The sequence below is a fragment of the Bosea sp. OAE506 genome, assembly GCF_040546595.1.
Classification (GTDB): Bacteria; Pseudomonadota; Alphaproteobacteria; order Rhizobiales; family Beijerinckiaceae; genus Allobosea.
On sequence record NZ_JBEPOB010000001.1, the window covers coordinates 2,512,950 to 2,536,517 of the forward strand.

The 23,568-nt window shown below is 68.8% G+C and carries 22 protein-coding genes; 12 read left to right on the plus strand and 10 right to left on the minus strand.

What is annotated here, in order from left to right:
- The first annotated feature begins 7 nt into the window (after window positions 1–7).
- From ABIE41_RS12285 to ABIE41_RS12330, 10 genes are all read left to right on the plus strand, one after another.
- Entirely contained in the window at window positions 8–2,317 is a 2,310-nt protein-coding gene (locus tag ABIE41_RS12285) for a chemotaxis protein CheA (RefSeq protein WP_192644723.1), read from the plus strand.
- Window positions 2,314–2,832 (plus strand): chemotaxis protein CheW, encoded by a 519-nt coding sequence (locus ABIE41_RS12290; RefSeq protein WP_066722089.1) that lies wholly within the window; start codon window positions 2,314–2,316, stop codon window positions 2,830–2,832. The genes ABIE41_RS12285 and ABIE41_RS12290 overlap by 4 nt, the downstream gene beginning before the upstream one ends.
- Before the next feature lie 71 nt (window positions 2,833–2,903).
- Entirely contained in the window at window positions 2,904–4,826 is a 1,923-nt protein-coding gene (locus ABIE41_RS12295) for a methyl-accepting chemotaxis protein (protein ID WP_192644724.1), read from the plus strand.
- Between the two features lie 40 nt (window positions 4,827–4,866).
- Window positions 4,867–5,694, plus strand: a complete 828-nt coding sequence (locus ABIE41_RS12300; protein WP_192644725.1) for a CheR family methyltransferase — start codon at window positions 4,867–4,869, stop codon at window positions 5,692–5,694.
- Window positions 5,691–6,284, plus strand: coding sequence for a chemoreceptor glutamine deamidase CheD (locus ABIE41_RS12305; protein ID WP_192644726.1), 594 nt, complete (start codon window positions 5,691–5,693; stop codon window positions 6,282–6,284). Before ABIE41_RS12300 ends, ABIE41_RS12305 begins: the two co-directional genes overlap by 4 nt.
- Window positions 6,284–7,375 (plus strand): chemotaxis-specific protein-glutamate methyltransferase CheB, encoded by a 1,092-nt coding sequence (gene cheB, locus ABIE41_RS12310; RefSeq protein WP_192644727.1) that lies wholly within the window; start codon window positions 6,284–6,286, stop codon window positions 7,373–7,375. The genes ABIE41_RS12305 and cheB overlap by 1 nt, the downstream gene beginning before the upstream one ends.
- 10 nt (window positions 7,376–7,385) lie before the next feature.
- Window positions 7,386–7,775, plus strand: coding sequence for a response regulator (locus tag ABIE41_RS12315; RefSeq protein WP_069055903.1), 390 nt, complete (start codon window positions 7,386–7,388; stop codon window positions 7,773–7,775).
- A gap of 170 nt (window positions 7,776–7,945) precedes the next feature.
- A complete protein-coding gene (locus ABIE41_RS12320; protein WP_192644728.1) occupies window positions 7,946–8,515 on the plus strand; it encodes a glutathione peroxidase in 570 nt (189 codons plus the stop codon).
- A gap of 103 nt (window positions 8,516–8,618) precedes the next feature.
- A complete protein-coding gene (locus tag ABIE41_RS12325) occupies window positions 8,619–9,548 on the plus strand; it encodes an N-carbamoyl-D-amino-acid hydrolase (protein WP_192644729.1) in 930 nt (309 codons plus the stop codon).
- A 4-nt stretch (window positions 9,549–9,552) separates the two neighbouring features.
- Window positions 9,553–10,194 carry a flavin reductase family protein gene (locus ABIE41_RS12330; RefSeq protein ID WP_192644730.1) on the plus strand — a complete coding sequence of 214 codons (642 nt, stop codon included), beginning with the start codon at window positions 9,553–9,555 and terminating at the stop codon, window positions 10,192–10,194.
- Window positions 10,195–10,200: 6 nt separating this feature from the next.
- On the opposite strand, the gene ABIE41_RS12335 is transcribed toward ABIE41_RS12330, so the two are convergent.
- From ABIE41_RS12335 to fliK, 5 genes are all read right to left on the minus strand, one after another.
- Window positions 10,201–11,184 carry a Bug family tripartite tricarboxylate transporter substrate binding protein gene (locus ABIE41_RS12335; RefSeq protein ID WP_192644731.1) on the minus strand — a complete coding sequence of 328 codons (984 nt, stop codon included), beginning with the start codon at window positions 11,182–11,184 and terminating at the stop codon, window positions 10,201–10,203.
- Between the two features lie 155 nt (window positions 11,185–11,339).
- Window positions 11,340–11,885: a molybdopterin adenylyltransferase gene (mog, locus tag ABIE41_RS12340; protein WP_192644732.1), complete on the minus strand. Its 546-nt coding sequence runs from the start codon at window positions 11,883–11,885 to the stop codon at window positions 11,340–11,342.
- Window positions 11,886–11,934: 49 nt separating this feature from the next.
- Window positions 11,935–13,086, minus strand: coding sequence for a GNAT family N-acetyltransferase (locus tag ABIE41_RS12345; protein WP_192644733.1), 1,152 nt, complete (start codon window positions 13,084–13,086; stop codon window positions 11,935–11,937).
- The gene (locus ABIE41_RS12350; RefSeq protein WP_192644734.1) at window positions 13,083–13,376 is read right to left on the minus strand and encodes an EscU/YscU/HrcU family type III secretion system export apparatus switch protein; all 294 of its coding nucleotides are present in this window, start codon (window positions 13,374–13,376) and stop codon (window positions 13,083–13,085) included. Before ABIE41_RS12350 ends, ABIE41_RS12345 begins: the two co-directional genes overlap by 4 nt.
- The gene (gene fliK / locus ABIE41_RS12355; protein ID WP_192644735.1) at window positions 13,373–14,962 is read right to left on the minus strand and encodes a flagellar hook-length control protein FliK; all 1,590 of its coding nucleotides are present in this window, start codon (window positions 14,960–14,962) and stop codon (window positions 13,373–13,375) included. The genes ABIE41_RS12350 and fliK overlap by 4 nt, the downstream gene beginning before the upstream one ends.
- 215 nt (window positions 14,963–15,177) lie before the next feature.
- On the opposite strand from fliK, the gene ABIE41_RS12360 reads away from it, so the two are divergent.
- Window positions 15,178–16,191 (plus strand): aldo/keto reductase, encoded by a 1,014-nt coding sequence (locus tag ABIE41_RS12360; RefSeq protein ID WP_192644736.1) that lies wholly within the window; start codon window positions 15,178–15,180, stop codon window positions 16,189–16,191.
- 92 nt (window positions 16,192–16,283) lie between these two features.
- A complete protein-coding gene (locus tag ABIE41_RS12365) occupies window positions 16,284–18,092 on the plus strand; it encodes a monovalent cation:proton antiporter-2 (CPA2) family protein (protein ID WP_192644737.1) in 1,809 nt (602 codons plus the stop codon).
- A 42-nt stretch (window positions 18,093–18,134) separates the two neighbouring features.
- Here the strand turns inward: ABIE41_RS12365 and ABIE41_RS12370 are convergent, their stop codons facing one another.
- From ABIE41_RS12370 to ABIE41_RS12390, 5 genes are all read right to left on the minus strand, one after another.
- Window positions 18,135–18,968 (minus strand): MBL fold metallo-hydrolase, encoded by an 834-nt coding sequence (locus ABIE41_RS12370; protein WP_192644738.1) that lies wholly within the window; start codon window positions 18,966–18,968, stop codon window positions 18,135–18,137.
- Between the two features lie 115 nt (window positions 18,969–19,083).
- Window positions 19,084–20,049 (minus strand): Bug family tripartite tricarboxylate transporter substrate binding protein, encoded by a 966-nt coding sequence (locus ABIE41_RS12375; RefSeq protein ID WP_192644739.1) that lies wholly within the window; start codon window positions 20,047–20,049, stop codon window positions 19,084–19,086.
- 145 nt (window positions 20,050–20,194) lie between these two features.
- Window positions 20,195–20,473 (minus strand): hypothetical protein, encoded by a 279-nt coding sequence (locus tag ABIE41_RS12380; RefSeq protein WP_354192093.1) that lies wholly within the window; start codon window positions 20,471–20,473, stop codon window positions 20,195–20,197.
- A gap of 383 nt (window positions 20,474–20,856) precedes the next feature.
- The gene (locus ABIE41_RS12385) at window positions 20,857–22,419 is read right to left on the minus strand and encodes a P-loop NTPase fold protein (RefSeq protein ID WP_354192095.1); all 1,563 of its coding nucleotides are present in this window, start codon (window positions 22,417–22,419) and stop codon (window positions 20,857–20,859) included.
- Window positions 22,416–23,515 (minus strand): IS3 family transposase gene (locus tag ABIE41_RS12390; protein WP_354191872.1). Its coding sequence is split into 2 segments (ribosomal slippage): window positions 22,416–23,263 and window positions 23,263–23,515, totalling 1,101 coding nucleotides; the frame shifts between segments, so codons are not numbered across the junction. The genes ABIE41_RS12385 and ABIE41_RS12390 overlap by 4 nt, the downstream gene beginning before the upstream one ends.
- Between the last annotated feature and the right edge of the window lie 53 nt (window positions 23,516–23,568).

Below are 23,568 nucleotides of genomic sequence, written 5' to 3' on the forward strand. Positions count from 1 at the left end.
CCTGTTCATGGATCCGTTGGCCGAACTCAAGCAGACATTCTTCCAGGAGTGCGAAGAGCTCCTGGGGGCGCTCGAATCGCGCCTGCAGGCGCTGGACGAAGGCTCGACGGACCCCGAGGATGTCAACGCCGCCTTCCGCGCGATCCACTCGATCAAGGGTGGTGCCGGCGCCTTCGGCTGCACCGAGCTGGTCGCCTTCGCGCATGTCTTCGAGGCTTCGCTCGACCATCTGAGGTCGGGCCGTGTCGCCATCGAGGACGCTCCTTTTACCCTCTTCCTGCGTTGCTCGGATGCCGTCGCGGATCTCGTCTCCGCCGCTCGCAACGATGAGCCGGCCCGGCCGCGTCCGGATCTGCTCGAGGCGCTCGAGCAGGTCGGCAAGGCACCCGGCGAGGCTCCCAAGGCCGCCGCTCCGGCCCCGGCAGCGGCCGCTCCCGCGGCGCCGCCCGCGTCGAGCGACGATCCGCCCGGCGTCGCCGCGCTCGGCAACCTGCTCGCCATGGTCGCGGCCAAGACCGCTGCGCCCGCCGATACGGGCTGGGACGATGCGCCAGCCGCCGCTCCGAAGAAGCCCGGCCGCGACGTCGTGCTGCGCATCTCGCCCGAGGCCGACCTGTTCCGCCGCGTGATCGAGCCCCGCGTCGTTTTCGCCTCGCTGCCGGCCGACGACATCGTCTCGATCGCCTGCGATCTCAGCCATGTGCCGTCACTGGAGACGATCGACGTCTCCGACTGCTTCATGCGCTTCGTCGTGACGATGCGCACCGAGCTGTCCGTCGAGGAAATCTGCAGCCGGTTCGACTTCACGCTCGCGACGGAAGAATTCCAGATCGAGATCCTCTCCGACGCGCCGGCCAATGACGACGCTCCGGCGCCGGTGGCCGAGGCGGCTCCGGCTGCTGCCGCCAGCGGCGAGGTTTCCGGCTCTGTCGCGGCCGATCTCTCGGCCATCCTCGCCAAGCTCGGCCCCGCGACGGCTGCCGTTGCGCAGCCCGACATCCAGCCGGCGGCGCCCGCGCCTGCGGCCAAGCCCGCCGCCCCGGCCGCCGAAGCCCCGGCCGCGGCCAAGGCCGCCCCCCGTGCGCCTGCCAACGATGCTGCTGCCGCGCGCCAGCGCCAGGCGGTCAGCGTGCGCGTCGATCTCGACCGCATCGACAAGCTGATGAACCTCGTCGGCGAAATCGTCATCACGCAGTCGATGCTTGTCGAATGCGTGCGCTCGCTGCCCTACGACGTCTATGCCAAGACCGCCGAAGGCATCCTGACCCTCTCGCGCCAGACGCGCGAGCTTCAGGACCACGTCATGGCGGTCCGCGCCCAGCCGGTGAAGGCCGTGTTCCAGCGCATGCCGCGCCTGGTGCGCGAACTGGCCCAGACGCTCGGCAAGGAAGTGCGCCTCGTTCTCGAGGGCGAGAACACCGAGGTCGACAAGACGATCATCGAGGAACTCGCCGATCCGCTGACCCACATGATCCGCAATTCGATGGATCACGGGCTCGAGACGCCGGAAGACCGCATCGCCGCCGGCAAGAGCCCAGAAGGCACGATCAAGCTGATCGCCGAGCATCGCGCCGGGCGCATTGTCATCTCCGTCACGGATGACGGGCGCGGCATCGGCCGCGACAAGCTGCTCGCCAAGGCGCGCTCGCGCGGCCTGGTCGGCGCCGACGAGAAGCTGACGCCGGAGGAGATCGACCAGCTGATCTTCGCGGCCGGTCTCTCGACCGCCGAGGTCATCAGCGACGTCTCGGGCCGTGGCGTCGGCATGGACGTGGTGCGCCGGAACGTGGAATCGCTCGGCGGCCGCATCAGCGTCGATTCCGAGCCGGGCCGGGGCTGCAAGTTCACCCTCGCCCTGCCGCTGACGCTGGCCGTGCTCGAGGGCATGGTCATCCGCTGCGGCTCCGACCGCTACGTGATCCCGATCGCGAGCGTGATCGAGACGCAGCATCTCGCCTCGACCCCGATCGAGCACCTGACCTTCGGCCAGGAAGTGCTGCGCTGGCGCGGCGAGATCACCCCGCTGCACCGCCTCGGCGCTGTGATGGGCTCGTCGGGTACCCGCAACGAGAACATCATCATCATCGCCGAGACCGAGCGCGGCGACAATGTCGGCATCGCCGTCGACGAGATCGTCGGCCAGCAGCAGGTCGTCGTGAAGAGCCTCGAAGGCAATTACGGCACGGTCCACGGCGCCTCGGCCGCGACCATCCTCGGCGACGGCCTCGTCGCCCTCATTCTCGACGTCGACTCCATGCTCCGTCTCGCCGCATCCGGCGAGCGCAGCCCCGCAACCGAACTGAAACTGGCTGGATGACCATGACCCTGCAACTCGGCGAAAAGCACTTCTCGTCGGCGCAGCCGGAATCCGCGGCGCGCCGGATCGTGACCTTCAAGGTCGGCGATCGCACCTTTGGGATCGATGTCGGCATGGTCCGCGAGATCAAGGGCTGGCAGGCGACGACCCCGCTGCCGCATGCCGCCCCGCATGTGCGCGGTGTGCTCAACCTGCGCGGCGTGATCCTCGCGGTCTATGACCTGCGCACCTCGATCGGGCTCGGCACCACGAACGCCACCGCGACCCATGTGATCGTCGTCGTCGATGTCGAGGACAAGGTCGCCGGCCTCCTGGTCGATTCGGTGTCCGACATCGTCGACGTGCCGGTCAGCGCGGTTCGTCCGGCGCCGGATCTGGAGCGCGACGAGCACGGCCTCATCGAAGGGCTGGTGCTGCTCGACACCGACATCGTGGCGCTGCTCGACCTCGCGGCCGTGATCCGCGACGGCGGCGCCGAGGGTCAGCAGGTGGCGAAGGTCGCCCGAGCCAGCTGAACCTCTCGCAAAGACTGGCCCGAGGAGTGGCGTTGCAGGAAGCGCGGGCCGAACAAGAAACGACATCATCAATGGGCAGCGCCCTCGGTCCATCCACACGAACGGGTTTCGAGACCCCGCTCCTCGTCGCTGCCGCCGCCCTCGTGGCTGGCGGAGCGGCCGGGGGCCTCGGCTATCAGGCCGCCCTCGGGCATCTGGACGCAGTTTCCCTGCTCGGGCTCGGCGCGGCGGGGCTCTGTGCCGTCGGTGCCTCGACCTGGGTCGCTTCCCGCCGCATCCAGCATCCGCTCCGGAGCTTGCGCGAGGCCGTCTTGCGTGCCGCCGCCGGCGAGAGCGTCACGGCTCCTCATCTCGACCGGACCGATGCGATCGGCGATCTCGCCCGCGGTCTGAAGACGATGCAGGACGCCGGCGATGAATCGGCACGTCTGCGCGCCGCGCTCGACGGCTGCCGTACCAGCATGATGGTCTGCGACGGCGAAGGCCGCGTCGTCTATGTGAATGCCGCACTGCTGCGCTTCTTCGGCGAGGCCCAGGAAGATTTCCGCATCGCGTTTCCGGGCTGCTCGGCCAAGGACATGCTCGGGCGGGTGATGGAGAGCGTGCAGGCGCGCGCCGGTGTCCAGACCGCGTCGCAGCAGCCCATCCGCTTCGCGCTCGGGCGCCGGACGGTTTCGCTTGCGCTGACCCCGGTGAGCCACGCCGACGGGCGCCGCCTCGGCACCGCGGTGGAATGGGTCGAAACGACCGACGAGCTCGCAGCCGCCGCCGAGGTCGCCGACATGGTGGCCGCCGCGGTCGAGGGCGATTTCTCGCGCCGCGTGCCGGTTGCGGGCAAATCGGACGCCCTGCAGCGCATTGCCGAGGGGATGAACCAGATCAATGCCGTCGTCGAAAGCGCCGTCGGCGAGTTCGCCGCGGTCGTCGGCGGGCTGGCGGAAGGCGATCTGACGCGCCGCATGCGGGGAAGCTATCGCGGCCGGCTCGACGAGCTGAAATCCGACCTCAATGCCGCTCTGGCGCATCTCGAGGAAACGGTTGCGACCATCCAGGGCACCGCGGGCCATGTCGCGCGCGCCGCCGCCGAGATCGACAGCGGCGCCGGCGATCTCGCCGAGCGGACCGAGCAGACCGCGGCCAATCTCGAGGAAACCGCCGCCACGACCGAGCAGCTCGCCGCCTCGGTGAAGCACAGCGCCGGACGTTCGCGCCAGGCGACCGATCTCGCCAACGAGGCGATGGGCGTCGCGCAGGACGGCAAGGACGTGGTGTCCCGGGCGGTGGGGGCGATCGAGCGGATCGAGAGCTCCTCGGAACGGATCTCCGAGATCGTCTCGGTGATCGACGACATTGCCTTCCAGACCAATCTCCTGGCGCTGAACGCCGCGGTCGAGGCCGCGCGGGCCGGCGATGCCGGGCGCGGTTTCGCCGTCGTGGCGTCGGAGGTGCGTGCGCTGGCGCAGCGCTCCGGCCAGGCGGCCAAGGACATCAAGGGGCTGATCGTCAGCTCCAACGAGCAGGTCGGGGAGGGCGTGCGCTTCGTCCGCTCGACCGGCGAGGCGCTGGAGCGGATCGTCACGGCAACCGGCAAGGTCTCCACCACCATCGTCGAGATCTCGCAGGCTGCGGCCGAGCAGGCGCATGGCATCGAGGAAATGAACCGCGCCGTCGCGCAGATGGACGAGACGACACAGCAGAATTCGGCGCTGGCCGAGCAGAGCGCCAGCTCCGCCACGGAACTGATGAGCGAGATCGCGACGCTGCGGCGGCTGGTCTCCTTCTTCCGTGCGGAGAGCGCGGCGGCGGCGCTGCCCGTGGCTGCTGCCCCTCGCACACCGGTCGAGCCGCCGCGCGCGGCGAGGCCGGCCGCGCCGGTGCGGCCCGCGCTGAAGACCAATGAGACGCGTCGGCAGGAGCCGGCAACGAAAACCTGGCAGGAGCCACGCCGGCGTGTCGCCGGCGGCGGACGCGCCGATGATTGGGCGGAGTTCTAGTTCCATGTCGAGATCGAGTACCGCGTTGGCCCAACCGCAAATGACCGACGTCACGCTGACGCGCGACGACATGGGCTTCATCTCCAAGCTCGTCTACGAGCATGCCGGGATCGTCATCCGCGAGCACAAGGAGGCAATGACGCGCGGCCGCCTGGCGCGTCGGGTCAAGGCGCTCGGCCTGCACTCGGTCGCGGAATACTGCGCCTATCTCAAGACGCCGCAGGCGGCCGACGAGATCCCCGAGCTGATCAACGCGGTCACCACGAACCACACCTCGTTCTTCCGCGAGCGGCACCATTTCGACCATCTGCGCAAGGATGTGCTGCCGCGGCTGGTGCAGGAGCGCAGCGGGCGTCGGGGCCGCATCCGGATCTGGTGCTCGGCGGCGTCCTCCGGCGAGGAGCCCTACAGCATAGCCGCCGTGTCGCGCGACGTGCTCGGCAACCGCAGCGACGTCGACTTCAAGATCCTGGCGACCGATATCGACACCGACATCCTGGCCAAGGCGGAGGCCGCGATCTATTCGCCGGACCAGTTCGACCGGCTGCCCTCGGATGTGAAGCCGCTGCTCAAGCTGGAGAATTCCGGCCGCGGCGAGGCGCGCATCAGCGATGATCTGCGCCGGATGATCGCCTTCAAGCGGCTCAACCTGATCGAGCGCTGGCCGATGAGCGGCCCCTTCGACGTGATCTTCTGCCGCAACGTCTTCATCTATTTCGATACGCAGACCAAGGCCTCCATCCTGGACCGCTTCGTCACGCTGCTCGCGCCGGGCGGGTTTCTCTATCTCGGCCACTCCGAATCGCTGCCCCAGCCCCACCCCCAACTCCGGCTGATCGGCCGCACGATCTATGAGAGACTGCCATGAGCGTCGCGCGTTCCTCCCGCCGCTATTTCGATCCCCGCTTCGAGGCGACCATCATCACGGTCGCGCCGGGCGAACATGAGATTACCGCCGCCAAGGACGAGATCGTGGCGACGGTGCTGGGTTCCTGCGTGTCCGTCTGCATGCGCGATCCGCAGGCGGGCGTCGGCGGGCTCAACCATTTCCTGCTGCCGAAGAACAACGGCGCCTCCGACGCCAGCGCCGGCGAGCGCTATGGCGACACGGCGATGGAGGTCCTGATCAACGGGCTGTTGAAGCGCGGCGCGCGACGCGGCAATCTGGAGGCGAAGGTCTTCGGCGGCGCCCGCGTTCTGTCCGGGGCGACGATGCTGGCGATCGGTGACGGCAACATCGCCTTCGTCACCGAGTTCCTCCACCGCGAGGGCATCCCGGTCGTCTCGAAGGATGTCGGCGGAACGCGCTCGCGGCGCATCCACTACCAGCCCTCGACGGGCCGGGCCTGGGTCCAGCACGTCCAGTCGACGGCGCGCGATCCCGAGCATCAGCAGGAAGTCGCGTATCTCAACCGGCTCAAGACGCAGCCCGTGGCGGGTGAAGTGGAGGTCTGGTGATGTCGATCGGTACCGCTTCAGCCGCCAGCCCGGTCAAGGTTCTCGTCGTGGACGATTCCGTCCTGATGCAGAAGCTGATGACGCAGATCATCGACGGGGCGCCCGGCTTCAAGGTGATCGGCGTTGCCGGCAGCGCCGAGGAAGGCTGGGACAAGATCCAGGAGCTGCGCCCGGACGTGGTGACGCTCGATCTGGAGCTGCCCGGCCGCCACGGCCTCAAGCTGCTGGCGCGCGTCCTCAAGCAGGACCCGCTGCCCGTGCTGATCGTCTCCGCCTTCGGTGGGCCCGGCGCGGACAACACGATCCAGGCGCTCGAACTGGGCGCGATCGACTTCATCGAGAAGCCCGACGGCACGACGCATACGCTCGAAGGCTTCATGAAGCATCTGGTGGGGGCACTCCAGCGTGCCTCGGCGAGCCGCCGCATGTTCGCTTCGCGGCGCGAGAGCGCGCCCGTCCGGGTGGCCGCCACGCGCGAGCCGGCCCGGGTCGGCGGCAAGGCCTCCTTCATCGCCATCGGCGCCTCGACCGGCGGCGTGCCGGCGGTACAGGTTGTGATGCGCGATCTGGCGCATCTGCGCCTGCCGATCGCGGTCGTCCAGCACATGCCACCGGGCTATACGGCGAAGTTCGCCGCCCGGCTCGCCACCGCCACCGGGCTCGATGTCCGCGAGGCGAGCGACGGCGACAAGCTCAAGCCCGGCATGGCCGTGGTCGCGCCCGGCGGGCCGCGCCATCTCGAAATCGAGGAGCGCCGCGGCGAGTTCGTCTGCGTGCTGCGCGAAGGGCCGCTGGTGAGCGGGCATTCGCCCTCCGTGGATGTGATGTTCCACTCGGTCGCGCGCAGCATCGGCCAGCATGCGATCGGCATCCTGCTGACGGGCATGGGCCGCGACGGCGCTGATGGTTTGTTAGCCATGCGAAAATCGGGCGCGGAGACGTTAATCCAAAGTGGGGAAACCTGTGTGGTAAACGGGATGCCGAAAGCGGCATTCGAGATCGGTGCCGCCGACCGGGTTGTGGCGCTCGACCAGATCGGTGCTGCCGTCAGCAACCTGCTCGGCGAGCGGTCGCATCTGCGGTCCGCGTAAGGAGATCGTGATGAAGGCGAGAAGCGAGTACAGGATCCTCGTGGTCGACGACCAGAAGAGCATGCGCGGCCTCGCGACGTATTTCCTGAAGCAGATCGAGTTTCAGGACATCGACGAGGCCGAGAACGCGCGCGAAGCGCTGATGAAGATGCAGACGAAGCGCTATGATCTGCTGCTTCTCGACTGGAACATGGACGGCATGAGCGGCATCGACCTGCTGCGCGCCATCCGTTCCGTGCCCGAGCTGAACCAGATCAAGATCATCATGGCGACGTCGGAACGCTCCGTCGACAAGATGGACGAGGCGACGTCGAACGGCGCGGACCATTATGTCGTAAAGCCCTATGAGCTGCGCGACCTCGAGGTGCGCGTGAAAAAGGTGCTGGCGCTCAGCTCCTGATCGGGATGGGCCGGTTCGCCCGGCCGCATCTGAAGCCAGTCGATTCGCGATGGCATGTGCTCCGGGCCGAGAGGCCGCGGGGCACATCCGTTTTGGAGTCGGCGTCGTATAGGGCATGATCTGCAATGCCGGGTGGTCGAGGCCGCCCGCCAGCCAGGAGGGATCATGTCATGACCTTGCGGCGTCGAGAGGTTCTGGGATGGCTGGCCGGGGCTTGCGCCCTGCCCGCTGCAGCAGGTGGCGCGGCGGCCCAGGCCGTGTCCTCCGCCTCGTCCCTGAGTTTTGCCAAGGCCGGCGGCGGCCGGATGTCGCTGGCCGATTATCGCGGCCGGCCGGTTCTCATCGTCAACACCGCGACGAATTGCGGCTTCGCGGGGCAGTTCGCCTCGCTGGAGCAACTCTGGCAGCGCTACCGCTCGCGCGGCCTGATGCTGATCGCTGTGCCGAGCAATGATTTCGGCGGGCAGGAGCCTCTGGAGGGCGCTGCCATTGCCGAGGCCGCGCGGCAGGCTCATGGCGCGACCTACGCCTTCGCCGAGAAAACCGCAGTGAAGGGCCCCGAGGCGCATCCCTTCTATCGCTGGGCGGCGGCGCAGCGTCCGACCGAGACGCCGCGCTGGAACTTCCACAAATACCTCGTCGGCCGCTCCGGCGAGTTGCTCGGCGGGTACTCCTCGATCACCGATCCGATCGGGCCGCAGCTGGTGCGGGCGATCGGCCAGGAACTCCAGGCAGGCTGACGGCGCAGGCGGGGCGAGCGCTGCGGACATGGGCGTGGGATAGGCGGCTGGCACCGATTTCGCTAAGCCGCGTCGTCGCCCCCGCCTGCCGCCGAGGTTTCCCATGTCCCGCATCGTGACCGTCGCCGCCGCCCAGCTCGGGCCGATCCAGAAGGCCGAGACGCGCGAGCAGGTCGTCGCGCGCATGCTCGCGCTGATGGATGAGGCCAAGGCGAAGGGCGCGGACCTCATCGTCTATCCCGAACTCGCGCTGACGACCTTCTTCCCGCGCTGGTATCATGAGGATCGTGCCGAGGCGGATGCCTGGTTCGAGGCGGCCATGCCCAATCCTGCGGTGCAGCCGCTGTTCGACCGGGCCCGCGCGCACGGCATGGGCATGAGCTTCGGCTATGCCGAACTGACGCCGGAGGGGCAGCACTTCAACAGCTCGATCCTGGTCGACAAGAGCGGCGCCATCGTCGGCAAGTACCGCAAGATCCACCTGCCGGGGCATGTCGAGTACGACACAACGCGGGCGCATCAGCATCTCGAAAAGCGCTATTTCGAGCCCGGCGATCTCGGCTTCCCGGTCTGGCGGACGATGGGCGGGCTGATGGGCATGTGCATCTGCAATGACCGTCGCTGGCCCGAGACCTATCGCGTGATGGGGTTGCAGGGCGTCGAGATGATCGTGCTCGGCTTCAACACCCCCTCCGTCAACGGGCACAAGGCGAAGGAGGGCATGGCGCAGCGCCTGTTCCACCATCGCCTGTCGGTGCAGGCGGGCGCCTACCAGAACTCCTGCTGGGTCGTCGCGGTCGCCAAGGCCGGCAGCGAGGACGGCCACCATCTGATGGGCGGCACACTGATCGTGAACCCCGATGGCGAGATCGTCGCCGAGCTAGAGGGCGAGGCCGACGGCCTCATCGTCCACGCCTGCGATCTCGATGACACCCGCTTCGGCAAGCAGACGATCTTCGATTTCAAGATGCACCGGCGGATCGAGCATTACGGGCCGATCACCGGCCAAGTCGGCGTGGTCGAGCCGGAGTGAACCGATGAGCGCCTTCACCGTCGCCATTTCCGACCTCGCCCCGCGTGACCGCTACAAGCTGCTCTGCGCCAGCGTGACCCCGCGCCCGATCGCGCTCGTGACCAGTCTGTCGCCGGACGGTGTGGTCAACGCCGCGCCCTTCAGCTTCTTCAACGTCTTCTCCGAGGACCCAGCCCTGATCGTGCTCGGCCTGCAGCACCGCCCCGGCAACAACCCCAAGGACACGACGCGCAACATCGCCGGGGCCGGCGAGTTCGTCGTCAACTTGGTCGATGAGGGGATGGCCGAGGCGATGAACATCTGCGCGGTCGATTTCCCGCCCGAGGTCAGCGAGATCGACGCGGCGGGCCTGTCGCTCAAGCCCGGCGTCTCGGTCGGCGTGCCGCATATCGCCGAAGCGCCCTTCGCGCTTGAATGCCGCAAGACCATGTCGCTGGTGTTCTCGCCAACGCGCGAGATGCTGATCGGCGAGGTCGTGCGCATCCATGCCCGCGAGGGCCTCGTCGATCCCGCGACGCTGCGCGTCAGCCTCGATGACTACAAGCCGGTCGGGCGGATGTTCGGCGACGGCTATGCGCGCCAGAACGACCGCTTCGACCTGACGCGCGGCACCTATGCCGAGTGGCTGGCACAGCGCGGGGGCTGAGGACGGCTACTCGACCTTGCCGATCCTGCGCGTCGCCTCAATCAGGCGGGCACTGTCGGCCTCGACGAACCGCGCGAAATCCGGCGTGTCCTGATAGGCTGGCGGGCTGCCGGCTTTCTCGAAGATCTGCAGCACCTCCGGATCCGCCATGGCGGTGCGCATCGCCTCGCGGATGCGGGTCGCGACGGGCTCTGGCAGGTTGCGCGGCGTGAACAGCCCGGCCCAGATATAGAACTCGACGTCGGCATAGCCGAGTTCCTTGAAGGTCGGCAGGTCGGGGAAGCTCGGCACACGGGCCGCGCCCCAGTTCGCGAGCACGCGCAGCGCGCCGGAGTCGACATGCGGCTTCAGGACGCCCGGCGCCGAGGCCAGAGCCTGGATCTGGCCGGAGAGCAGATCCGTCAAGGCGGGGCCGGCGCCGCGATAGGGCACGTGCAACAGCTTGAGGCCCGCGGACGCCGCGAACATCTCCATCGCGACATGCAGCGTGCCGTAGGAGCCCGACGAGCCATAGGGAATCGCGCCGGGCCGCGCCTTCGCGTCCTCGGCGAAGTCCTTCAGCGTCTTCCAGGGCGAAGCGGCGGGCACCGCGAGCAGCGTCGGGTCCGCCAGCACGCGGGCCACGGGGGCGAGCTGAGAGACCTCGTAGGACGGCGCACGGGCAAAGAGGCGCGACGATTCCGGCAGCACCGCCAGCGAGGAGAGCGTCATCAGCAGCGTGTAGCCATCCGGCTCGGCCCGGGCGACGGCTGCGTTGCCGAGCGCGCCGCCGGCCCCACCGCGATTGTCGACCACGACGGCGGTCTTCAGCAGCTTCTCCAGCGCCTGCGCAATCGGCCGCGCGGCGAGATCGGCCTGCCCGCCCGGCGGAAAGGGCACGACCATGTTGATCGGGCGTGAGGGCCAGGGCGCCTGGGCGCGCGATGGCCTGGTCAGAAGGGCCCCGGCCGACGTCGCGGCGAGGCCGGCGAGCATGTCGCGGCGTTTCATCGTCATCCTCCCGAAGCCGGCTCTGTTCGGCCGGCGTGTCATCGGCACCGTGAGCGGCGCTCTCGACGGATGATGGCGGATCGCGACGTGCTTTGCACCCTCGTCCCTGCATGCAGGCCCTGCGCGCAGGCACGGCTCTGGCGGGGCGGTGGCGTTCAGGCCTTTGGCTTCTGGCCGGGACGGAAGGCGACGATCACCGCCGGGTCGGTCTCCAGATAGGGGCCCTCGATCAGGTCGATGCAGTAGGGGATCGCCGGCATCACCGCGTCGAGGCATTCGGCGATGGCACGCGGGCGGCCCGGCAGGTTGACGATCAGGCAGCGGCCCCGGATGCCGGCGGTCTGGCGGGAGAGGATCGCGGTCGGCACCTTGGCGAGGCTGACCTGCCGCATCAGCTCGCCGAAGCCCGGCATCGGCTTCTCGACGACGTCCTCCGTGGCCTCGGGCGTGACGTCGCGCGGCGCTGGTCCCGTCCCACCGGTGGTCACGATCAGGCAGCAGCCGTCCGTGTCGGCCAACTCGATCAGTGTCTTCGCGATCAAGGCGCGGTCGTCAGGGATGACGCGGGCGACGGGCGTCCAGGGCGAGGTCAGTGCCGTCTCGAAATAGGCCTTGATGGCGGGGCCGCCCTCGTCCTCGTAGATGCCGGCCGAGGCGCGGTCCGAAACCGTGACGATGCCGATCCTGATGCCGCCGTCCATGTCCTGCCCTCCGCTCTGGTCGGGCGCAGATGTGGCCGATCGCGGCGTCTCACGCCACCGTTTTCGCCCGCACCCGGTGCAGACGGGCGCGCAGACCCCGCAGGTCCTGACGCAGGCGGGCGGCCGCTTCCGGCAGCCCCGGCGCCGACTGACCGAGACGGATCACGGCATTGCCCATCGCCCGTCGCTCGCCCCAGACATAGGTCCCGGCATCGACCCCGTCGCCCGCGCCGCTGTCGAAGATGGCGGGCGGCGTGCCGGCGAAATCCGCCTGCAGCATGGCGATGGTCAAGGCCCGGCCCGGGGAATGGCGCGCCTGCGCCTCGTCATAGGCGATTTTGAGGAAATGCCGGGTGCCGGCGCTCTCGATCAGAAGGCCCATCGCCAGAGGGTTGCCGTCGAGCAGCAGCATGTCGAGCTGGAGGGCGTCGCTGGCGGCAAATTGCGTGGCGAGGCTGTCGAAATAGGCCTGCGCCTGCGGCAGCCGGGCGATCGCCGTGCCGGCGGCGCCTTTCCAGCCCGAGGCCTCCAAAGCCAGGAACTGCGGCAACGCCTCGCGCGCTGCGGCGCCCCGCAGCCTGCGGAAGGTCAGCTCGCCATGGCGGCCGACCGCGCGGAACTGCTGCATCCGTTTCTTGTAACTCTGGCCCAGAGAGCGGCGCAGATAGCGCTCGGCATCGTCGCCGGGCTGCGGCAGCATCATCGGCCGCTGCCAGCGCTCGCTGGTGGAGAGGCGGCTGCCGGTGGCGCGGCAGGCTTCCTGCAGCGCCGCGAAGCCGGGGCCTTCCAGCGGCAGCAGCGGCAATGCCAGGGTGGGGGGAAGATCACTCGCAGCCAGGAGATGGCGCAGCATCGCCTGCATAGCGTCCTCGCCATGGTCGGCGTCCAGAACCGGCAGGGAGGACACCTCGTAGAGCGGCAGCAGAGGGGCGGTGAGGGCCGGCACAAAGCCGGTGCGCCAGTCGCGCTGCCGGCGCAGCGCCCAGAGCCCGGTCAGCCGCTCGGAGCCCAGCGCCTCGCTCAGCCAGGCGGCAAGGATGACGATGCGGTCTTCCGGCAGCAGGATGCGGGCCGCCGCCACTGCTGCTGGCGACATATGCGGGTTCGGCTCCCGCGAGCGGGTGGCGAGCGCAGCGAAGGCCGCGGCATAGGCGGGGTAGTCGGCCGCCTTGATGCGCCTGACGACGATTCCGGAGGTCAAATCGTGCCGCCCTCGCGCCGGTGCCGGCCGAGCTCGCCGCGCAGAGAAAGCACGAAGGCGATGACCTGCGCCGTGGCGCGGTAGAGCTCCTCGGGGATCTGGTCGTCGAGTTCGACCGCCGAGAGCGCCTGGGCCAGCACCGCATTCTCCTCGACTGCGACGCCATGCTCGCGCCCGGTCTCGACGATGCGCTCGGCCAGCTCGCCGCGGCCCTTGGCGGTGACGCGCGGCGCGCTCTGCCCATCATATTCGAGCGCGACGGCGATGCGCGGGCGCGGAGGCGTGGTCATGACAGGCGGTCCAGGAACTGGCCGGCGGTGGGCTGGGCGACGCGCGGCTGGCCGGTGTGGATGTCGATGGCGCGGTTCTCGAAGCGGGCCTCGGCGAGTGCAGCCTCCAAACCCGGCGCGGCCCCGCGCAGCACGCGGCTGGTGTCCTCGCGCTCGGCCCAGAGCGTGATGCCGACGCTGCGGCCCTGCAGGGTGACGACGCCCTGGAGCGGCCCGAGCGGCTCGACGTCGAGCGCAAAGCGAACGCGCCAGAGCGGGCCCGCGCCCGTCTCGGCTTCCCGGCGCGGCGGTTCCTTCTCGATCTGAAGCGGCAGCATGGTTGCGCCCTGCTGGAGCGCGAGCGGCAGTTCGGTCATCCAGCGCTGCGTCTGCGCTGCCTCCGCGCGCGGGCCTTCCGCCGGCAGCGAGGCGTACTGGGAGAGCGTGATGCGGTCCAGCGCCGACTCGGTCTGCTCCAGCAGGGTGCGGACGACCGTGAGCGGCTGGTCGCCGGATGCGAGGCTGGCCTCGGCGACGGGCTGGGGCACGAGGGGGCCGTCGCGGCGCGGCGGCGGCGGCTTGGTGGCGCCATCCGTCGTCGGCAGGGGCAGAAGATCGGCCGCCATGGCCCTGCCCGTCGCGGCAGGGCGCGCGGCCTCGGGCGGCGACAGCGCCTCGACCAGTGGCGTCAGGCTGTCGCGCAAGGTCTGGAGACCGGCCTTGAGGTCGCCTTGGGCCGGTGAGGGGCGGCCTTGCGCCTGCCTCGCCTCGAGGAACAGGCCGGAGCCTTGCGTCGCGGCCTTCAGCGTCTGGGCCGTCACGGGGCGGCGGTCGATGGGCAGCGCCTGGGCAAGCACGCGGTCGATAAGGCTCAGCAGCGGGCGGGGCAAGGCGAGGGAGACCGTGCCCTCCGACAGGGCGCGCATATTGGCGAGCAGCGGCGCCAGACTGTCCTGCCGCGCCAGCGCCGGGCCGAGCAGCGGGCCGGCCTGCGCGCGGGGCGACATCGCCGGCGCGACGGCCGGCGGGTCGGCGAGGGGCGATGACGCGGCTGGCCCCGGGAGAGTGGGTCGAGGGGACAGACCCTGCGCCGTGATCGGAGCCTGGCCGCCCGGTGATGGCGCCGCTGGTGTCGTGGTGCGGCCGCTGGCAGGCGCTGGCACCGCCACGCCTGGCGCGGCTTGTGTTGCGGTCGCCGCCGGCTGGAGGGCGGGCGAGGGAGCGGTTGGGGAGGGCGTGGTTCCCGCCGGTGCCTCGCCGCGGGCGGTCGGGAGGGGCGCAGGCGCGGCTTGCGGCCCCGCTGCGGGGGGCGGGCGGACCTCGACCAGTGTCGCCTGGAGGGCAGCAGGGGCGCCGCTGCTCGCCGGACCCGCGTCGAGCTTCAGGACGAGCGTCGCTCCGGGTTGCAGCGTGGCCTGTCTGGCGACCGGGCCGGAGAGGACGAGCGAGAAGGTCTCCTGGCCGAGTTGCGCCGTCGCCGTGCCGTCGCCCGCCAGCGCGATCAGGCGTGCTTCCACCGTCCGGCCCGCGACGAGGCCGGAGGCGGGCGCGAGCGCCTGCAGCAGCGTGGCCAGCGACTGGCTCTGGGCGAGGGTGGCGAGGTTCATCGGCTCCAGCCATCGGGTCGAGGGGGAGCGTGGCACGAAAGGTTAAGCATTTCCTTGCACTTGACCGGTCGCTCCGGCCGCCGGCCCAACTGCAGGCGCGTGTCTCGCAGGGGGCGGCTGCACGCAGGGTGCTGGCGTGACGGGCGAGGCTGGGGCAGGCTGGCCGCGAGCTGAGCCGCCCGTCGGTGAAGCGGCGATGCAAGGGAGCGCTTTCGATGGAATACCGCCAGCTCGGCCGGTCCGGCCTGAAGGTTTCGCCGATCTGCCTGGGCACGATGATGTTCGGCGGCGCCACCGACGAGGTCGGCTCGCGCGCCATCGTCGATCATGCCCGCGAGGCCGGCATCAACTTCATCGACACGGCCGACGCCTATAGCGATGGGCGCTCGGAGGAGATCACGGGGCGCGCCATCGCGGCGCACCGGCATGACTGGGTACTGGCAACCAAGGTCGCCAACCCGATGGGCGCCGGCCCCAACCGTGCCGGTCTCTCGCGCAAATGGGTGATCCAGGCCTGCGACGACAGCCTGCGCCGGCTCGGCACCGATTTCATCGACATCTACTACCTGCACAAGGAAGACCACGCGACGCCGCTCGACGAGACCGTCCGGGCGATCGGCGATCTCGTGCAGCAGGGCAAGATCCGGCATTTCGGCGTGTCGAACTACCGCTCCTGGCGGGTCGCCGAGATCTGCCGCCTCTGCGACGAACTCGGGATCGACCGGCCGGTCGTCAGCCAGCCCTATTACAACGCGATGAACCGGATGCCGGAGGTCGAACACCTGCCGGCCTGCGGCTTTTACGGGCTCGGCGTCGCCTCCTATTCGCCGTTGGCGCGGGGCGTGCTGACGGGGAAATACGCGCCCGGCGAGGCGCCGCAGCAGGGCACGCGCGCCGCCCGCGGCGACAAGCGCATCCTGCAGACGGAATGGCGCGAGGAGAGCCTCGTGATCGCGCAGACGATCAAGCAGCATGCCGAGGCGCGCGGCATGACCTCGATCCAGTTCGCCGTCGGCTGGGTGCTGAACAACCGCTTCCTCACGGCCGCCATCGCCGGCCCCCGCACGCTCGAGCAGTGGCAGGCCTATCTGGCGGCGCTCGACATTACTTTCACGCCCGAGGACGAGGCGCTGATCGACGGTCTGGTGCCGGCGGGCCATCCCTCGACGCCGGGTTACAGCGATCCCGCCTATCCGATCGAGGGGCGGCCGACGCGCACGGCTGCGTGAGCAGGCGGCCCGGCATTTGCCTTGTCGCTGCAGCGCACCTAACTGAGCCCGGTTGCGCCGGGCGGACGGCGTCGTTCTGGGAGGGCGGGTAGATGGCGGCGGAGGGTCTGACCGGCGATCTCATCAAGGTCGTGAGCCTGCTCGGCGCCGGCGTGGTTGCCGTGCCGCTGTTCCGGAGGCTCGGGCTCGGCTCGGTGCTGGGCTATTTCACCGCCGGCCTCGCGATCGGCCCCTATGGCGTCGGCCTGTTCCCGAACCCCGAATCCGTGCTGCACGTCGCAGAACTCGGCGTGGTGATGTTCCTCTTCATCATCGGCCTGGAGATGCAGCCCTCGCGGCTGTGGAACCTGCGGCGCGAGATCTTTGGCCTCGGCGTGGCGCAGGTCGCGCTCTGCGGCACGCTTTTGACCGGCGTCGGCTATACCTATGGGCTGCCGCTGCCGGCGGCCTTCATCGCCGGCATGGGCTTCGTCCTGTCCTCCACCGCCGTCGTCATGCAGATGCTGAACGAGCGCGGCGAGACCTCGACGCCACAGGGGCAGCAGGCAGTCTCGATCCTGCTGCTGGAGGATCTCGCGATCGTGCCGCTGCTGGCGGTGGTGGCGTTGCTCGCGCCGGCCTCGGCGTCGCAGGGCAGCGGCTGGCTCTCGGTCGGCATCGCGGCGGCGGCCGTGGCGGGGCTCGTCGTCGCCGGCCGCTACCTGCTCAACCCGATGTTCCGTTTGCTGGCGCTGGCCCATGCGCGGGAGGTGATGACGGCCGCCGCGCTGCTGGTCGTGCTCGGCTCGGCGCTGACGATGCAGCTGAGCGGGCTCTCGATGGCGATGGGCGCCTTCCTCGCCGGTGTGCTGCTGTCGGAATCGAGCTTCCGGCACCAGCTCGAGGCCGATATCGAGCCGTTCCGCGGCATTCTGCTCGGGCTGTTCTTCCTCGCGGTGGGCATGTCGCTCGACCTCGGCGTGATCGCCCGCAACTGGGTGCTGATCGGTTTTGCCGTGATCGCCTTCATGAGCGTCAAGGCGCTTGGCATCTTCATCGTCGCCAAGGTCTCGGGCTCGCGGACGCGGGAGGCGGTGACCCGGGTCGCGCTGTTCTCGCAGGGCGGCGAATTCGCCTTCGTGCTCTACGCAGCGGCGGCCTCGGCCAGCATCTTCAACGCCCAGACCAATGCCGTGGTGAGCGCGACGGTGATCCTGTCGATGGCGCTGACGCCGCTGCTGGTCATCGCGCTCGACCGCTTCCTGCCACCGGAAGAGACCTCGCTCGATGGGGTCGACCTCGCGGAGGGGTTGAACGGCCGTGCGCTGATCATCGGTTTCGGCCGCTTCGGCCAGGTTGCCTCGCAGGCCTTGCTCGCACGCGGCTTCAGCGTCTCGATCATCGAGGTCGATGTCGAGCTGATCCAGGCGGCGGCCGGCTTCGGCTTCAAGGTGCATTACGGCGACGGCACGCGCCCCGAGATCCTGCATGCCTCCGGCGCCGAGCGGGCCGAGGTCATCCTCGTCTGCGTCGACAATCGGGAAACCAGCAACCGCATCGTCGCCGTCGCGCAGGAGGCGTTCCCGCACGCCAAGCTGTTCGTGCGCGCCTATGACCGCGGCCATGCGATGGACCTGATCCGCGCGGGGGTCGAGTACCAGATCCGCGAGACCTTCGAATCCGCCATGGCCTTCGGCACGGCGGTGCTGCTGGGCATGGGCGTGTCCGAGCAGGAGGCGGCCGAGATCGCCGAGGATGTCCGCCGCCGCGATGCGGAGCGCCTCGATCTCCAGGTTGCCAGCGACATCCATGCCGGCGTCAGCCTGATCCGTGGCAATGCGCCGGTGCCGACGCCGCTGACCAAGCCGAAGACCCCCGGCAAGATCCACGGCAACGTGCCCGACGATCTCGGCGCCATGTGATCTTTGGCGCCTGCGGTCTCGCGCCTGCGGGAACGTCCGCGCTCAGTTCCCGGGCAAGACGATCATGGTGGGCCGCGCGGGAAGCCCGGCCTTGCTGACGGTCAGGACCGGCTGCTCGCGCCGCTCGATCGGCCAGTTGTCCTGCGAACGGGCGAGGAAGCGGCTGAGCGTGCCGCCGCCGAAGAAGTGCATCGGGATCATCACCCGCGCCTGCAGCGATTTCAGCACCTCGAGCATGCCCTCCTGGTCGAGCGTATAGCTGCCGTCGACCGGGAACAGCACGACGTCGACGCGGCCGAGCGCGCGCAGATGGCCGGGCTCAAGCGGATGATGCAGATGGCCGAGATGGGCGATGCAGAGCTCGCCGATCTCGAAGACGAAGATCGAATTGCCGTCGAAATCGGTCGAGCCCGAATAGGAGCGGATGTTGGTGGCCACGTTACGCACGCGCAGATCGGACACGGTCACGTCGTGCTTGGCGGCGCCGCGGCCGGTCGGGTCCCAGCCCGGCAACAGCTGCTTGATGCCAGGGTCGGGGTTTCGCGAGTAATGCGTGGAATGGGCCTTGTTCATCGTGGCGACGTCGGGCGTCACCTGCGGCCGAACATAGTCGTTGTAGTCGGTCGCGATCTTCACGCCGGCCGGGGTCTCGATCAGGAAGGTGGCGTGGCCGACGAAGGTGATGCGGGCCTCGTCCTTGCCGAGATTGGCGAGCGTCAGATTGGCGCGATGGACCGGCAGCCGCAGCGAGGCCATGTCCGGCCGGCAGCCGGGCTCGTCCGACTGGGCCCTGGCCGGCTGGGGAGCGATCCACAGGGCGAGCCAGGCGATCACGCCGAGGCGCAGGGCCATATCCGACAGAGTGGGCCGTCGCATTCGTCTCCTCCTCCCTTCGCGTTCCTGCAGTCTGATGCATGCCGCGGGCCGAGGGAAAGCCGAAGGGCGGGCGTTGTCGCGTTTGTGAAACGCGGCTCCGCCCGCCCGCCGCGGATCACTCCTTGGCGAGGCCGAGTTCGCGCAGGATGGTGTTGGCGCGCTCGGTGAAGGTCTTCACATAGGCCGAGAATTCGCCGGGCTTGTCCCAGACCGGGGTGATGCCGCGATCGGCCATGGCCTTGCGCACCTCGGGCCGCTGCATCGTGCGCTCGGCGGCCTCGAACAGGATCTTGCGGCGGTCGGCCGGAACGCCCTTGGGCGCGGCCAGCGCGAACCAGTTCTGGTAGGTCCAGTCGAGACCCGCCTCCTTGGCGCTCGGCACGTCCGGGAAGTTGGGGTGCCGCTCCTCGGTCATCAGCAGGATGGTGCGCACGCGACCGGCCTCCAGCATCGCCTTGGCCTCGATCGGCGAGCCGGTGAAGACGCTGATGCCGCCAGCCACGAGGTCGTTCAGCGCAGGCGCGCCGCCATTGCTGGGCACCCATTTCACCATGTCCGGCGTCATGCCGGCAGCTTTCAGCAACCCACCCGAGGCGATGTGCCAGGAGCCGCCGACGCCGGTTCCCGAGGCCATGAAGGAACCCTTTGGCGCTTCCTTCACCGCCTTGAGATAGTCGGCGATGGTCTTGATCGGGCTGTCGGCCTTGACGGTGACGCCGGCCGGGATCAGCGAGACGCGCGAGAAGGAATCGACGCTGTCGACCGTCAGATCGCCCATGCCGAGCGTCTTGAAGAAGGCGATCTCGGGGCTGATGCCGCCGATGGTGTAGCCATCCGCCGTGGCGGTTGCGAGGGCGCTATGGCCGGTGATGCCGCCGCCGCCCGTGCGGTTGACGATGTTGACCGGCTGCTTCAGTTCGGCCTCCAGCCCGGCACCGAAGATGCGCATGACCGCATCCATGCCGCCGCCAGCGGCCCAGGGCACGATCAGCTGGACGGGACGATCCGGGAAGGCCCAGGACGGGCCGGCGGTCAACAGCAAGGCGGCCGCGCCAAGCGCAGCCTTGACGATGATCTTCATGGTCCCTCCCCAGGGATGGCCGCCGGATTGGTCCGGCTGGTCCTGCAGAGAGATTAGACCGCATTCCGGCGGCCCTTCAAGATATGCTGCATACAGTGTTCGGTGTTCAGGCGTGACCTGCCTTACGGTCGCTCCCCGGGTTCGTTCAAGCGCTGCGGGGCGGCGCCGTCTTCACGGAGACCCGCGCCTCCGCCAGGCGCCTGTAGAGCCGCTTTCGCCGCAGCAGCGGCAGCCAGTCGTAGAGGAACATCTCGGCCGGGCGCCAGATCACCACCCAGCCGATGATGACGAGGCTCTCCTGCACGATGCGGGCGAAGGGCCCATCGAAGACCTTGGTCAGTGCGAAGCTTATGCCGAGGCAAAGGGCCAGCCCGACAAAGCCGATCAGGAAGGCGCGCCGCCCGTCGCGGAAATGCTCGCGCAAGGCGTGTCCCTCGGACCGGGCCTTGGCTGCAAACCAGCCCGTCAGTGCGGTCGCGAGATCGGGGCCGGGGCGGGCTCGCAGCCTCCGGCGCCGGCAGGTGGATGGTGATGGCGATGGGAGCGTCCTTCGGCAGCTCCTGTGCCCATTCGACGATGTAGCGCTCGGCATCGGCCGAGATGTCGCCCTCGCTGAAGGGGAAGGGATCGAGCGTGTTGAAGAGCTGGGCGCCGTTGGCGAGGCGCAGCTCGATGGGGGCGTCGCCCGGGTTTCGCGTCATATCCGATCAGCCTCGCCCGCATGTCAGAGGCGGCATTATCCAGCGGAGGCGCGACGGCGCAATCGCGGCCGCTCCGGACACGGTGCGGTCCGCTCCAGATCGAGAGTCAGTGATAGCGATTGAAGGAATAACGGCGGACAATCCGGGCCATCGCGAGCATGTCGCCGCAGGTTGCCGTCCTACCGCCGCGCATCTCGCTGATCCCTGCGCTGATGGCCCAAAGGGCGTGGCATGACCGCCTCACCCGTTCCAGCGCTTCGTAAGGCCGATGGTCGGCGAACCCTTCATCGTCGAGGGGGGCAAAGGGCTCGGCGTCATTGTCCGCAATCTCGGCGAGGGTTCGATGGGGTTCGACGCCCTTGAGGCCGAGATAGAGATCATCCGCCACCTCCACCGGTTGCCCACATTCCACCGCGGCGAGGAATGCCGCGATCGGCCAGTCCGGCGGCGGGTCGCCGGTGCCGAGGAACGCCGCCAGCTCGGCCCCGTCCAGGCGCGCACGCACGATCCGGTAGACATTGATCATCCGCTTGACCGCGCGCGGGCTCTTGGCGGCCAGCGCGCCGATCTCGGGGCTGGCGAGGAAGTCGATCTCGGCCTGGGTCAGCTTGACGGTCGCGAGCGCCAGATCCAGCGCCTCGGCGTCGACCTCGGCGCTCGGGCCCTGCCTGTCCCGACCGGGAGCACGGGCCGCTTCGGCCCGTCGGTCGTCGTGGGTCTCATCCCCGCGAGCCTCGTCCGTTTCCTCGTCATCTCGTCGCATCGAGACGTGGGGCTCTTCGCGGTTGGCGTCCAGCAAGCCGCGGACATAGGTCGCGTAGCTCGCATGCTCGCCCTCCGTCGCGAGGGGGCGGAGCCAGAACGGCAATTGGAAGATCTTTTCGAGATAGTCGATCGCCCGTTTGCGGCGGGCGACTTCAGCGCTCTGCCGTGCCTTGTCCCGATCCTCCGGCGTGGCGCTGTCGGGAAGATTCTCGACAGGCACGACGAACTGGCGGGCCACCGCCTCCTCGACCCACCGGACATCGACCCCGACGATGACGACGAAGAGCTGGAAGGCGAGCAACAGATGGATCGCCTGCAGCACGTCGTAGACCTGCTCATGCGTGCAGCGGTCGAGATCGTCGATGTAGAGCACGATGCGATCGGGAACGGCGCCATCGTTCGCCTCCCCGGCCTTGCGCTTGCGGCGCTCTTCCTTGACCACCTCCTCGACTGACTGGAACAGACGTCTCGCCCGGCTGATCAGGCCGATCTGCGCGCCCACGGCCTTGGTCTCGGGATCGTCCTCGATGATGTAGTGCAGGAGGCGCGGCGGGCTGGCTGCGCCATCGGCATCGACGTAGCGGGTGAGCGCCTGCTGCGCGCGCTCCATGGCATCGCGTCGGGCCTTGGCTTCGGCGGCCGCCTCTTTCAGCTCGGTTTCCCGCGCAAGCACATCCTTCAATCTGTCCTTCGTCAGGGTGTCGAGCTTCCCGGCGAAATCGGCGGTGCTCCTCACGATCCCGGCGACGATGCGGATGGCCGGCAGGATCGCACCCGACGCCGAGGCGACGGCGCCGAACCAGCCCCAGAAACCCATCCGGGAGAGAAAAGTCGTCGCTTCGGTCTGACGTGCTCCCCGATTTTGGGCCAGCGCGAGCTGGAATCGTCCGGGGTTAGGGCTCATGCCGGCGGGGGCGCCGGAGAGCCGTTCATCAGCGATATCGGCGGCTTGTTGCCGATGGCGCTGTGTGGCCGGACCTCGTTGTAGTCTCTACGCCAAGCCTCCATTTTTGCCCGGGCGTCGTCAAGGCTCATGAACCAGTGCGTGTTCAGGCACTCGGCCCGGAACTTGCCGTTGAAGGACTCGATGAAGCTGTTGTCAGTCGGTTTGCCCGGCCTCGAGAAGTCGAGCACGACGCCCTTCTGATAGGCCCAGAGATCGAGGTCGCGGCTGACGAACTCCGAGCCCTGGTCGACGCGGATGCTCCGGGGGTAGCCCATGCCGCCGCAGATCCGCTCAAGCGTCACGACGACGTCCTCGCCGCGATAACTGAAGCGCGGATCTACGGCCGGCGAGAACCGGGAGAAGATGTCGACCACGGTCAGGACCCTGATCTTGCGGCCCGTCGCGAGCTGGTCGTGGACAAAATCCATCGCCCAGGTCTCGTTCGTCTGCGTCGCCGGTTGACGGTCCTCGCGCAGCTTCGCCTTGACCCGGCGCCTGGGCACCTTGTTGCGCAATTGCAGGCCCAACTCCTTGTAAAGGCGATAGATCCGCTTCGGGTTCACCGCCCAGCCATCCCGCTGCAGCAGGATATGCACGCGGCGATAGCCATATCGCACACGCGTCTCGCAGATCTCTTTGATCCGATGCGTCAGCTCGGCCTGCGCGCCCCGCTTCGACTTGTAGACGTAGAGCGAGCGGTCGATCCGCAGTGCCGAGCAGGCGCGCCGCGTCGAGACCTTCCACTCACCTCGCAGCTTGTCCACGAGCTCGCGTTTGCGTGCAGGCCTCGGAGCTTTTTTGAGAGCACATCCTGCAGCATGGCCTTGTCAAGCGACAGGTCCGCCACGATCCGCTTCAGCTTCGCGTTTTCTTCCTCAAGCTGCCGCAGCCGCTTCATCTCCGACGGCATCAGCCCGGCGTACTTCTTGCGCCAGTTATAGAACGTCGCGTCCGAAATGCCGGCCTTCCGACAGACCTCCGCGATCGGCACGCCACCCTCAGCCTGCTTCAAAACGAACGCGATCTGCGCCTCGGTGAACTTCGATGCCTTCATGGAACTCTCCTCGTCCCGATCGCGGGATCATAAATGGAAAATTCCAGTTCAGA